Origin of the sequence: Streptomonospora salina, assembly GCF_014204715.1 — a bacterium.
GTDB lineage: Bacteria > Actinomycetota > Actinomycetes > Streptosporangiales > Streptosporangiaceae > Streptomonospora > Streptomonospora salina.
The window spans coordinates 4,415,725-4,427,991 of sequence record NZ_JACHLY010000001.1 but is presented as its reverse complement, the minus strand read 5'-3'; the positions used below and the strand labels follow the sequence as shown (position 1 = coordinate 4,427,991).

The 12,267-nt window shown below is 70.9% G+C and carries 10 protein-coding genes; 4 read left to right on the top strand and 6 right to left on the bottom strand.

Going from position 1 to position 12,267, the window contains the following annotated elements; translation table 11 throughout:
- Positions 1-133: 133 nt before the first annotated feature.
- Positions 134-1,558 carry an amidase gene (locus HNR25_RS20030; protein WP_184637645.1) on the bottom strand — a complete coding sequence of 475 codons (1,425 nt, stop codon included), beginning with the start codon at positions 1,556-1,558 and terminating at the stop codon, positions 134-136.
- 183 nt (positions 1,559-1,741) lie between these two features.
- Between HNR25_RS20030 and HNR25_RS20025 the strand changes: the two genes are divergently transcribed.
- Positions 1,742-2,563, top strand: a complete 822-nt coding sequence (locus HNR25_RS20025) for a nuclease-related domain-containing protein (RefSeq protein ID WP_184637643.1) — start codon at positions 1,742-1,744, stop codon at positions 2,561-2,563.
- A 233-nt stretch (positions 2,564-2,796) separates the two neighbouring features.
- Positions 2,797-4,659 carry a dihydroxy-acid dehydratase gene (ilvD, locus tag HNR25_RS20020; protein WP_184637641.1) on the top strand — a complete coding sequence of 621 codons (1,863 nt, stop codon included), beginning with the start codon at positions 2,797-2,799 and terminating at the stop codon, positions 4,657-4,659.
- 18 nt (positions 4,660-4,677) lie between these two features.
- Here ilvD and HNR25_RS20015 read toward each other — a convergent pair whose 3' ends face one another.
- A complete protein-coding gene (locus HNR25_RS20015; RefSeq protein WP_184637639.1) occupies positions 4,678-4,881 on the bottom strand; it encodes an FmdB family zinc ribbon protein in 204 nt (67 codons plus the stop codon).
- Positions 4,882-4,959: 78 nt separating this feature from the next.
- The gene (locus HNR25_RS20010; RefSeq protein WP_184639591.1) at positions 4,960-5,460 is read right to left on the bottom strand and encodes an HNH endonuclease; all 501 of its coding nucleotides are present in this window, start codon (positions 5,458-5,460) and stop codon (positions 4,960-4,962) included.
- 341 nt (positions 5,461-5,801) lie between these two features.
- Here HNR25_RS20010 and HNR25_RS20005 point away from each other — a divergent pair, with 341 nt between their 5' ends.
- Both HNR25_RS20005 and HNR25_RS20000 read left to right on the top strand, forming a co-directional pair.
- Positions 5,802-7,910 (top strand): prolyl oligopeptidase family serine peptidase, encoded by a 2,109-nt coding sequence (locus tag HNR25_RS20005; protein ID WP_184637637.1) that lies wholly within the window; start codon positions 5,802-5,804, stop codon positions 7,908-7,910.
- Between the two features lie 92 nt (positions 7,911-8,002).
- On the top strand, positions 8,003-8,485 hold the full coding sequence (locus tag HNR25_RS20000) for an acyl-CoA thioesterase (RefSeq protein WP_221459024.1): 483 nt from the start codon (positions 8,003-8,005) through the stop codon (positions 8,483-8,485).
- 262 nt (positions 8,486-8,747) lie between these two features.
- Here HNR25_RS20000 and HNR25_RS19995 read toward each other — a convergent pair whose 3' ends face one another.
- The 3 genes from HNR25_RS19995 to ettA form a co-directional block, all read right to left on the bottom strand.
- Positions 8,748-9,320 carry a hypothetical protein gene (locus HNR25_RS19995; protein ID WP_184637635.1) on the bottom strand — a complete coding sequence of 191 codons (573 nt, stop codon included), beginning with the start codon at positions 9,318-9,320 and terminating at the stop codon, positions 8,748-8,750.
- A gap of 569 nt (positions 9,321-9,889) precedes the next feature.
- Positions 9,890-10,339, bottom strand: coding sequence for a globin (locus HNR25_RS19990; RefSeq protein ID WP_184637633.1), 450 nt, complete (start codon positions 10,337-10,339; stop codon positions 9,890-9,892).
- A 157-nt stretch (positions 10,340-10,496) separates the two neighbouring features.
- A complete protein-coding gene (gene ettA / locus HNR25_RS19985; RefSeq protein WP_184637631.1) occupies positions 10,497-12,161 on the bottom strand; it encodes an energy-dependent translational throttle protein EttA in 1,665 nt (554 codons plus the stop codon).
- Positions 12,162-12,267 lie beyond the last annotated feature (106 nt).

Genomic DNA, 12,267 nt, shown 5'->3' with positions numbered 1-12,267 from the left:
GGGCTGACCGGCGGGACCGCGGTCGCCGGGCCGGTGACGGGGTGGCCCGTCGACACGGGCGGGGTCGCGGCGGGCGCCGCGGGGGCGGCCGCCGCGACCGCGCCGGCGGCGGCCGCGCTGGGGCTCGCGGCCGCTACTCCCACCACACCGGCGGCCGCCGGTCCGCCCACGGCCGCGCCGCCTCCAACTGCGCCGACAGCGAGAGCAGAGTAGGTTCGCCGCCCGGCCTTCCGGTGAGCATGACGCCCGCCGGAAGCCCGTCGGCGCTCCAGTGCAGCGGGACGGTGACCGACGGCTGGCCGGTGATGTTGGCCAGGGACGCGAACGGGGTGAACTCCGTCATCCGGCGGACTTCGTCGGCCGGGGCGCCGACGAAGTGGCCCACCGGCACCGGAAGCCGGGCGACGGTCGGGCTGAGGACCGCGTCGTAGGCCAGCACGCGCGGCAGAACCTCGCGTCCGGCGTTCTGCAGGCGGGCGGCGGCGCCCATGTAGGCGGCGATGGAGGAGTCGGCCGCGCGCTCGCGCAGCGCGCGGGTGAGCGGGCGCAGCAGGTGCTCGTCGGCGGCCTCCACCGGCTCGGATGCCGCCATCGCCGCCCAGATCAGCTCGAAGTCCTCCAGTACGGGTGCGCCGACGGGCGTGTCGATCTCTTCGACCTCGTGTCCCAGTTCGGCCAGCAGCTTGGCCGCCTCCTCGTGGGCGGCGGCGACCTCGGGGTCGACTTCCGCACCGGGCACGGGGGGCGTACTGAACCGGGCGATGCGCAGCCGGCCGGGCTCGCGCAGAGCGTGGCCGAGGAAGGTCTCGCCGGCCGCCAGCGGCGGGGCGGTGAAGTAGTCGCCGGGGCGGTTGACGGAGATGATGTCCAGCAGCAGCGCGGCGTCGGCGACGGTGCGCGCGATCGGGCCGGAGGTGGCCAACCCGGTGAACTCGGGCTTGACCGGGCCCCGGGTCACCCGGCCGCGGGTGGGTTTGAGGCCGAAGACCCCGCATGCGGAGGCCGGTATCCGGATGGAGCCGCCGCCGTCGCCGGCGTGGGCCGCGGGAGCGAGGCCGGCCGCCACCGCGGCCGCCGCGCCCCCGCTGGACCCGCCGGCGGAGCGCGCGAGGTCCCAGGGGGTGCGGGCGGCGGGGGCGACGTCGTTCTCGGTGTAGCAGGAGCAGCCGAACTCGGGGGTGTTGGTCTTGCCGGTGAACACGGCCCCGGCCGCGCGCAGCTCCGCGACCACGTCGGAGTCGGTGCCGGCGATCCGGTCGGCGTAGACGGCCGACCCGCCGGTGTAGGGCAGGCCCGCCACCGGATCGAGGTCCTTGACCGGTATGGGCACGCCCAGCAGCGGCGGGGGTTCTCCCGGCGTGTCGGAAAGCGCCGTGTTCTCCGCATTCCGGGCCTGCTCCCGCGCGAATTCGCCCGCGACCGCAATGAAGGCACCGAGGCGGCTGTCGAGGCGCTCGATACGCGCGAGGTAGTGGTCGGTGATCTCCACCGGCGAGAGATCTCGGCGGCGGACGGCTTCGGCCTGCTGGATCGCCGTCAGCTCGTGGATTTCGGCCATATCGGCAGAGCGTAGTCCGCAACCGCCGGTGTGAGAAACGCGCGCCCGGGGCACGCTTACCGCGGTGCCTCTCTAGAGATCCGGGGAAAGGACTGTCTTGCCCCGGAGCAACCCGGCGCACACGTGAGAACACCCCCGGCACGGGGAAGTAAAGTGTGAGATTCGATGTACTAGGACTCGCATATGGATCGAACTACTCTTTCCAGCGTGGATTCGGCAACCTCAGTCAACGGCGCCGCGCAGCAGACCGGCTCCGGATCGCCCTTCGACCCGTCCCGCACGACCGGTTCCGGCGGATCCCGCGGCGACGGCTCCGCGGCCCGCACGACCTACGGCGCACTCACGTCGGCATCGGGCCGGCGATGGCTCCTGCGCGGCGCCGCCGCGGCCGCCGCCGGGGCCGCCGGCGGATTCCTCGCCGCCGACTGGCGGATCGGCGCCACGCTCACCGCAGCGGTCCTGATCGTCCTCATCGTCCGCTCCTCCCGCCGGCACTCCGAAGTCCCGCGCTGGCGCAGGCCCTCGGCGGCCCAGCGCCGCACGGAGGCCCAACTGCGGGTGATGCGGAAACTGGGCTACCGGGTGATGCACGCCCGCGGCGTCCCCGGCGGCAACGGCCAGATCGACCACTTCATCGTGGGTCGGCGCGGCGCCTTCGCCATCGATTCCGAGTCCTGGGACAAGCGGCTCCCGGTGCGCAACAAACTGGAGAAGCTCTACCACGGCAAGTTCTCGAAGAACGAGCGTATCGACGAGGCGCTCGAAGAGGCGCGCACGGCCGAGAAGCTGATCAGCGAGCACGTCGGGCGCGATATCAGCGTGCGCGCGTCCCTCGCCGTCTACGGCCCGACCCTGCCGTGGGACAGCCACAACCTGCGCGGTGTCGACCTCATCGCGGGGAGCAAGGTCCGCAAGTGGCTGCGCAGCGGAAACGAGCGGCTGAGCGACGACGAGATCGAGGAGATCACCGAGGCCGCCCGCACCGTGCTGCCCGCGCGCTACTGAGGCGCCGGCGGCCGCCCCGCCCGCCTCCTCCACCCGCCCCGCGAACGCGCCGGAGCCCGCCCGCTCCGGCGCGTTCGCCCGCTCCGGTCCGGGCGCACAGGGGGGCGAACCCCCCTCTGTCTCATTATTCGGACACTCGATCTTCGTACCCGAGACGTACAGAGTTCGTGGCGGGGCTACCATCGGTGGGGAACACATGTCGTCCACGCCCCTGGCGTCGATGGGAGCACCCCATGCCCGCGCTGCGCTCACGCACCGTCACCCACGGCAGGAACATGGCCGGCGCGCGCGCCCTCATGCGCGCGACCGGTGTGGAACGCGAGGACTTCGGCAAGCCGATCGTCGCGATCGCCAACAGCTTCACCGAGTTCGTGCCGGGCCACGTCCACCTCCGCGAGGTCGCCGACGTCGTCTCCGGCGCGGTGCGCGAAGCAGGCGGAGTGCCGCGCGAGTTCAACAGCATCGCGGTCGACGACGGCATCGCCATGGGCCACGGCGGCATGCTCTACTCGCTGCCCAGCCGCGAGGTGATCGCCGACGCCCTGGAGTACATGGTCAACGCCCACTGCGCCGACGCCCTGGTGTGCATCTCCAACTGCGACAAGATCACTCCGGGCATGCTGCTGGCCGCGATGCGGCTGAACGTGCCCACGGTCTTCGTCTCCGGCGGCCCCATGGAGGCCGGCAAGGCCACGGTGGTCAACGGCACCGCCGTCACCGAGCGCAAGCTGGACCTGATCGACGCGATGGTCGCCTCCGCCGACGACAGCGTCTCCGACTCCGAACTGGACACCCTGGAGGAGTCGGCCTGCCCCACCTGCGGTTCGTGCTCGGGCATGTTCACCGCCAACTCGATGAACTGCCTGACCGAGGCCATGGGCCTGGCGCTGCCGGGCAACGGCACGGTTCTGGCCACCCACGTCGCCCGCAAGCGCCTCTACGAGGACGCCGGACGCAAGGTGGTCGAGGTCGCCCGCCGCTACTACGAGCAGGACGACTCCTCCGTGCTGCCGCTGTCGATCGCCTCGCCCGCGGCCTTCGCCAACGCCATGGCCCTGGACATCGCCATGGGCGGCTCCACCAACACGATCCTGCACCTGCTGGCGGCCGCCACCGAAGCTGGTGTGAAGTTCGGCCTGCCCGACATCGACGAGCTCTCCCGCCGGGTTCCGTGCCTGTGCAAGGTCGCACCCAACTCCGAGCAGTACCACATCGAGGACGTGCACCGGGCGGGCGGAATCCCCGCCATCCTGGGCGAACTCGCCCGCGGCGGGCTGCTGGACACTTCGGTTCCCACCGTCCACGGCACCACCCTCGGCGCCTACCTGCAGGAGTGGGACATCGCCGTCGACACCTGCGGCGACGACGCCCGCGACCTGTTCTACGCCGCTCCGGGCGGCAAACGCACCACCAAGGCCTACTCCCAGGACACCCGCTGGGAGACCCTCGACACCGACCGCGAAGCCGGCTGCATCCGCGAGGTCGACCACGCCTACACCGCCGACGGCGGACTGGCGGTGCTCTACGGAAACCTCGCCCCCGACGGCGCCGTCGTCAAGACCGCCGGCGTCGATGAGGAACTCCTCACCTTCACCGGGCCGGCGAAGGTGTTCGAGAGCCAGGACGCCGCCGTCGACGGCATCCTCGAAAAGCGGATCGAGCCCGGCGACGTGGTCGTCATCCGCTACGAGGGCCCCAAGGGCGGCCCGGGCATGCAGGAGATGCTCTACCCGACGAGCTTCCTCAAGGGCCGCGGCCTGGGCAAGGCGTGCGCGCTGGTCACCGACGGCCGCTTCTCCGGCGGAACCTCGGGGCTGTCCATCGGCCACGCCTCCCCCGAGGCCGGCCAGGGCGGCGACATCGCGCTGGTGCGCGACGGCGACACCGTCGTCATCGACATCCCCAACCGCGCGCTCGGACTGGACATCACGACCGACGAACTGGACGCCCGGCGCGAGCAGCTGCTCGCCGACCTGGGCACCTTCCGCCCGCGCGAGCGCGAGCGGCCGGTCACCCAGGCGCTGCGGGCCTACGCGGCGATGGCCACCTCGGCCTCCACCGGCGCGGCGCGCGACGTCACCCAGATCGAACGCTGAACGGCCCCGGCGGCCGCGTCAGCCGCCGCAGCAGGCGCCTCCGCAGCATCCGCCGGGAGCTGCGGGCGCCTCCGCCGTGCCGCCCACGGCGACGGTGGACAGCAGTTTGACGGTGTCACCGTGCCCGCGGGCGCACACGGCGGGGTCGGCGGACTCCGCCATCGGGCGGGACCGCTCGAACGTCTCTCCGCATTCGCGGCAGCGGTACTCATAGCGTGGCATGCGCACAAGGATAGATGCCCGGCGGCGGCCGGGACCCTTCAGGTCCGCCGCCGGACATCTTCCGGGGCCGCGGACGCGTCAGGCCGCCGCCCGTGCCATATACGGCGCCCACTGCGGGTCTCCGTGGTTCTCACCGTTGATGAGCCGCCAGTGCAGCCCGCGGGGGACGGCGGGCGTCACGTTGAGCTTCCACCCGAGTTCGTCCAGCAGCCGGTCGGCCTTGCGGTGGTTGCACGTTTTGCAGGAAGCCACTACGTTCTCCCAGACGTGCGCACCGCCGCGGCTGCGGGGGATCACGTGGTCGATGGTCTCGGCCCGCTTCCCGCAGTAGGCGCAGTGGCTGCTGTCGCGCCTCATCAGAGCCACGCGCGTCAGGGGCACCCGGCGCCGGTAGGGCACCCTGATGTAGCGTCGGAGCCGGATGACCGACGGCACCGAAAGCGCCGTGGTGGCCGAGTGCAGAGCGGTGCCCCCGGTGTCGCCGTGCACCACTTCGGCCTTCTCCCGCAGCACGAGCAGGACGGCCCGGCGCAGCGGTACGGTCGTCAGCGGCTCGTAGCTCGCGTTGAGCAGCAGCACGTGGCGGTGTATCGTATCGCCCTCCGTACTGCGCGCGCTGCTCACAGCGGCTCCTCGGCCGTCAGCGCGAGCGGCCGTGTCTCGTCCCCGGCCAGCCGGTCGGCCAGCCAGGAGGCCTCCTTGTCGACCGGTCGTACGACCGGTGGTGTTCGCGTTGCCACACGGACCTCCCGTGGGTGGTTCCCGCCGAGTAACGTCCCGCATTCAGTTTGCGTGGTCAGACCGCTCCGCCGCCACCCTAATTCTGCGCGGGCGGCGAAAACCAGCGGGTAATCCATGATCATCCCCGGGCGTCCGGCGGTGTCCGGGACGCGCCGCATACGGCCGATAGAGTTCTGGCCATGCCTGAACGCCACTATCCCGCTGCCGAGCGCACCGGTTGCCAGGACGACCTGCACGGCTGTCGCGTCGCCGATCCCTACCGCTGGCTGGAAGACGCCCGCTCCCCGCAGACCGAAGAATGGAGCGCCGCCCAAGACGCGCTGTTCGGCGAGCAGGCGCAGCGCTGGGACGGGCGGGCGCGCTTCGCCGCCGACGTGCGGGAGCTGCTGGGGGCGGGGTTCGTCGGCGCGCCCAGTTGGCGGGGCGAACGGTGCCTGTTCATGCGGCGCGCCGGCGAGCAGGAGCACGGCGTGCTGTACACGGCCGAGCCCGGCCCCGGCGGCGCCGCCGTCGAGCGCGCGCTGATCGATCCCACCGCGCTGGACCCCGGAGGCGCCACCACGCTCGACTCGTGGCAGCCCGACCGCGAAGGGCGGCTGCTGGCCTACCAGATGTCGGCGGGGGGCGACGAGGAGTCGCTGCTGCGGGTGATGGACATCGGCACCGGCGAGATCGTGGACGGGCCCCTCGACCGGTGCCGCTACTCGCCGGTGGCCTGGCTGCCCGGCGGCGAGGCGTTCTACTACGTGCGCCGCCTGCCGCCCGGCACGGTCGGTGCGGACGAGGAGCAGTACCACCGCCGCGTGTACCTGCACCGGGTCGGCACCACCACCGATCGGGACGTGCTGGTGTTCGGCCAGGGCCGCGACATGACCGAGAACTACGGCCTCTCCGTCAGCCGGGACGGGCGGAGGCTGGTACTGACCGCCGCCGCCGGGACGTCGGGCCGCAACAGCGCCTGGATCGCCGACCTCGCCGCGGACGGGTGGGAGCGGCCGCGCTTCACCGCCGTCCAGGACGGTCCCGCGGCCCAGGCGCTGCCCTCCGTGGGCGGCGACGGCCGGCTCTACGTCCTCACCGACCGCGACGCGCCCCGCGGACGGCTGTGCGTGACCGATCCGGACACGCCCGGGACCGACCGCTGGCGGACGCTGGTGGACTCCGACCCCGAGGCGGTGATGACGGACTTCGCTGTTCTGGACGGTCCGCAACTGGATGAGCACCTGCTTCTGGTGTCCTGGCGGCGGCACGCGATCAGCGAAATCACCGTGCACGAACGCGCGACCGGCGAGCGGCGCGGAGCGGTGGAGCTGCCCGGCCTGGGCTCGATCGGCGGCGTCACGGTCCGGCCCGAGGGCGGGCACGAGGCCTGGTTCGGCTACAGCGACACGGCCACCCCGCCGACGGTCTACGCCTACGACGCGCGCACCGGCGCCGTGTCGCTGTGGGCCTCGGCGCCGGGCTCGCCGCCGGTACCGGATGTGCGCACCGAACAGGTCGTCTTCTCCTCGCGCGACGGAACGCCCGTGCGCATGCTGGTGGTCTCCCCCGCCGGCGAGGTGCGGCCGCGCCCGGCCGTCCTGTACGGCTACGGCGGGTTCCGGATCTCCATGGTTCCGGGCTACTCGGCCACGGCGCTGAGCTGGGTGCGCGCCGGGGGCGTCTACGCGGTGGCGAACCTGCGCGGCGGCTTGGAGGAAGGCGAGGACTGGCACCGGGGCGGAATGCTCGGCGCCAAGCAGAACGTGTTCGACGACTGCGCGGCGGCGGCCGAGCATTTGATCGGCAGCGGCCGCACCCGCCCCGACCGGCTGGCGGTGATGGGCGGCAGCAACGGCGGCCTGCTGGTGGGCGCGGCGATCACCCAGCGCCCCGACCTGTTCGCCGCGGCGGTGTGCTCGGCCCCGCTACTGGACATGGTGCGCTACGAGCGCTCCGGCCTGGGTGCGATGTGGAACGTCGAGTTCGGCAGCGCCGAGGTCCCGGAGGAACTGGCCTGGCTGCTGGACTACTCCCCGTACCACCGGGTGGTCGACGGCACAGCGTACCCGGCGACCCTGTTCTCCGTGTTCGACAACGACACCCGCGTGGACCCCCTGCACGCCCGCAAGATGTGCGCGGCCCTGCAGCATGCCACCTGCGCCCGTCCGGATGAGCGGCCCGTGCTGCTGCGCCGGGAGTCGGCGGTGGGCCACAGCTCCCGGGCGATCTCGCGCACGATCGGCCTCAGCGCCGACCAGCTGGCGTTTCTGGCCCACCACACGGGCCTGGATCCCGCTGCGGAGTGATCGACCGCACTCCCGGGAGCGCCGCCCCGTCGGCGGTGCTCCCGGTGGCCGGCCGATACCGTGATCAGGCGGGCGGATGCCCGGACGTGTCGCTGTCGGAAGGGTGGATCGTCGTGGTGCAGGCCGCTACACAGGCGGACGTGTCGCAGACCGCTTCCGGAGGGCCGCGTCGGCACGTGTTCCACGCGCACGTGCGCTTCGCCGACCTGGACCCGCTCAACCACGTCAACAACGTGCGGATGCTGACCTATCTCGAGGACGCCCGCATCGCCTTCCTGCGCCCTGATTTCGGTCCCGACCGGCACGGGACGCTGGGCGGTCTGGTCGTGGCCCGCCACGAGGTCGACTACCTCAAGCCGATCCTGATGCGCCACGACCCGATCCGGGTGGAAACCCGGGTGACCGAGGTCCGCAACGCCAGCTTCCGGATCGCCTACGAGATCTGCGACGACGACGGCGTCTACGCGCGGGCGGTGTCGGTCCTGGTCGGCTACGACACCGCCGACCAGTCCGTCCGCCGGCTCGACGCGGCCGAGCGCGCCTATCTGAACGGGTTCCTGCTGCCGGAGGTCTAGGGCCGCCGGGTGCGGTCCGCCGCTGCTGGCCTGCCTGCTGCTGACGATGAGCCGCAACGGGCTGACGTCCACGGCCGTCGCCGAGACCGCCAGGATACCGTGGGCGGGCAGGGCGATGGCCGCCCAGAACTCACTCCAGGCCGCCAGCAACACACTCACCCCGGTGGTCTTGGGCCTGGTGATCGTCTGGCTCGACCTCGACGCGGTCTACGCGGTCTACGCGGTCGCCGCCGCCTTCAGCACCGCCACGGCAGCCGTCGTCTCAGCTGACATCCGCCGGCGGCATGGAACCGAACACACGGCCCGACTCTGGCCACGCCGCAGGCTGTTTCCTCCAGAATCCGGCGCCGATGAACAGCTCGCCGTCATACTGGAAGCCGAGATTCGGAGCGACCTCGTTCAGTTCGTCGGACTTTTCGCGACTCTCCTTCTTGAATACGACGGCTTTGTGCTTCACCTTCTTTCCGTTTCTGAGCTCGAGCTCGATGGAACCGAATCCGTAGTGCATGTCCGGTTGGCCCGTGGCGACATAGCGGATTCCCGAAACATCCGCGAAAGAAATAACCCGCCTTTTCGATCTATAGGTCAGCACCACTTCGTAACTATCCATATAAAACGTGTGATTACTGTACACAAGAACCCACCACAAAGTCCTGACCAGCCCGAATGCAAGGAAACAGCAAAAGAGAGCGACACCGGTGACAAGCTCCCCGTCCACCCAGGCCAAAATCATCATGATGCCTCCGACGAGCAGGAAACCTACCCACGGGCGCAATTTCATCCGGTACACGTCAGGAGTAACCGAGAAGCGCACTCGTCCGTCCAGTCGGTTCACAGCGGCCCGCCCCCGGCCACAGGAAAAAGGAGTTCCGGCACTGCAACCCACGGACAGCCCGCGTGTACTGCCGGAACGATCGCACGACGGCTTCCCGGCGGTTCGGCCGACTGGAGCGGAGAGACAGGAGTGCGGACCGGGCGCAGCACGAACTCACCCATTCATGATCGGGGGATGCGAGCCGACTGCTGCTCCGCGCAACCCGAGCGCGTGGACGACGAGGGCAGGGATGGAGACGTTCGACGGACTCGATGCGCCGACTCCCGGCAGAGCCGGCGAGTGGTGGGACTGCCGACTGTGCGCCCGGCCCGATCTCGAGGAGGTGTGCAGGTATTGCGGCAATCCGAAGGACGCCAACGCGTCGCTTCCGCCGCTCTCCCGCGATAGACGGTGCCGACCCGCGGCGCGGTTTCAGCGCCGCCTCGGCGGTGCCGCAGCCGCGCGCCGCGGCGGTGACGCCGGGCGGCCGCCGAGCCGGGCAGCCGGGGCGCCTGTCGCGCGCCTCGGCCCCGTCGGCCTCGTCGGCCCCGCCGGTCGGAACCGCTGAGCCGCAGGCTGCGCCGCGCCGACTACTGCTGCGGCGGAGTCTGCACGCCCAGCCGGGTCTCGCCGCCTCCCGGCTCTTCGTCGGGCGTGTTGACCATGCTCTGGGCCGCGTAGACGAAGTATCCCCACAGTTGGCGGTCCAGCGCCTCCGGCAGCTCCAGCTCGTCGACGGCGGCGCGCATATGGCCCAGCCAGTGGTCGCGTTCGCGCGAGCCCACGCGGAAGGGGGCGTGGCGCATGCGCAGCCGCGGATGGCCGCGCTGGTCGCTGTAGGTGCGGGGACCGCCCCAGTACTGCATGAGGAACAGGCGCAGCCGCTCCTCGGCGGGCCCGAGGTCCTCTTCGGGGTAGAGCGGCCGCAGGACCGGGTCGTCGGCCACGCCCTGGTAGAAGCGGCGGACGAGACGGGTGAAGGTCTCCTCGCCGCCTACGGCGTCGTAGAACGTCTGGGATTCGTCGTGCGGGGAAGTCATAGTCGATGGCCAGCCTATGCGGTGCCGATCGGCGACGCGAGTCCTCTCTTCCGCCTCCTCCGGCCCCGCCGGAGGAGGCGGCGGGCCTCGCGGGTGCGGAACGCTGCCGCGTACCCCACCCGCGAGGCGCCGATGCCGGAGGTCGCCGAAACGGGCGTTACTGGCGGGTGAGCTTGCGGTGGGTCACCGCGTGCGGGCGCGCGGCGTCGGCGCCCAGCCGCTCGATCTTGTTCTTCTCGTAGGACTCGAAGTTGCCTTCGAACCAGTACCAGTCCGAACCGCCCTCCCAAGCGAGGATGTGGGTGGCGACCCGGTCCAGGAACCAGCGGTCGTGGCTGGTGATCACGGCGCAGCCGGGGAAGTCCAGCAGCGCGTTCTCCAGCGAGCCCAGAGTGTCGACGTCCAGGTCGTTCGTGGGCTCGTCCAGCAGCAGCAGATTTCCGCCCTGCTTGAGCGTCAGCGCCAGATTGACCCGGTTGCGTTCACCGCCGGAGAGCACCCCGGCCGGCTTCTGCTGGTCGGAACCCTTGAATCCGAACGCGGCCACATAAGCGCGGCTGGGGATTTCGACCTTGCCGACCTGGATGAAGCTCTCGCCGTCGGAGACGACCTCCCAGACGTTCTTGTCCTTGTCGATGCGGGAGCGCGACTGGTCGACGTAGGAGATCGAGACGGTGTCGCCGACCTTGATCGACCCGGAGTCGGGCTCCTCCTCACCGACGAGCATCTTGAACAGCGTCGTCTTGCCGACGCCGTTGGGGCCGATGACGCCGACGATGCCGTTGGGCGGAAGGGAGAAGTTCAGGTTCTCGATCAGCAGCCGGTCGTCGAAGCCCTTGGTGAGGTCGTTGACGTCGACGACGCTGTTGCCCAGGCGCGGGCCGGGCGGGATCTGGATCTCCTCGAAGTCCAGTTTGCGGGTGTTGGCCGCCTCGGCGGCCATCTCCTCGTAGCGCTGCAAGCGGGCGCGGCTCTTGGTCTGGCGGGCCTTGGCGTTGGAGCGCACCCACTCCAGTTCGTCGGAGAGGCGCTTCTGCCGCTTGGCGTCCTTCTGCCCCTCGACCTTGAGCCGGGCGGCCTTGGTGTCGAGGTAGGTGGTGTAGTTGCCCTCGTAGGGGTAGAGCTTTCCGCGGTCCAGTTCCAGAATCCAGGTCGCGACGTTGTCCAGGAAGTAGCGGTCGTGAGTGATCGCGATGACGGTCCCGGCGTAGTTCTCCAGGTAGGACTCCAGCCACTGGACGCTTTCGGCGTCGAGGTGGTTGGTGGGCTCGTCCAGCAGCAGCAGGTCGGGCTGCTCCAGCAGCAGGCGGCACAGCGCCACGCGCCGCTTCTCACCGCCCGAGAGGGTGCTGACCTCGGTCTCGGGCGCCGGGCACCGCAGCGCGTCCATGGCCTGGGCGAGCTGGCTGTCGAGCTCCCAGGCGTTGCGGTGGTCCAGCTGCTCCTGGAGCCTGCCCATCTCGGCGAGCAGATCGTCGGAGTAGTCCGTGGCCATCTTCTCGGCGATCTCGTTGAACTTCGCGAGCATCGCCTTGGTCTCGGCTACCCCGTCCTCGACGTTGTCCAGGACGGTCCTGTCGGGGTCGAGGTGGGGCTCCTGGGCGAGCAGACCTACGCTGTATCCGGGCATCAGCCGGGCTTCGCCATTGGAAGCCTGCTCGACGCCGGCCATGAGCTTCAGCAGCGAGGACTTGCCCGCGCCGTTGGGCCCGACCACGCCGATCTTCGCCCCGTAGATGAACTGCCCCGAGACATCGTCCAGCACGACCTTGTCGCCGTGCGCCTTGCGCACGTTTTGCAAGCTATAAATGAACTCCGGCATGCTCCCAGCCTAGGGCGTGGCGTGCGGTGTTGAGACCGGCAGATGCGGCGGTCCGCGGCCGTCACCGGCGACCGGCGACGCCGCGAACCGGAGGCGGGGCGCGCTT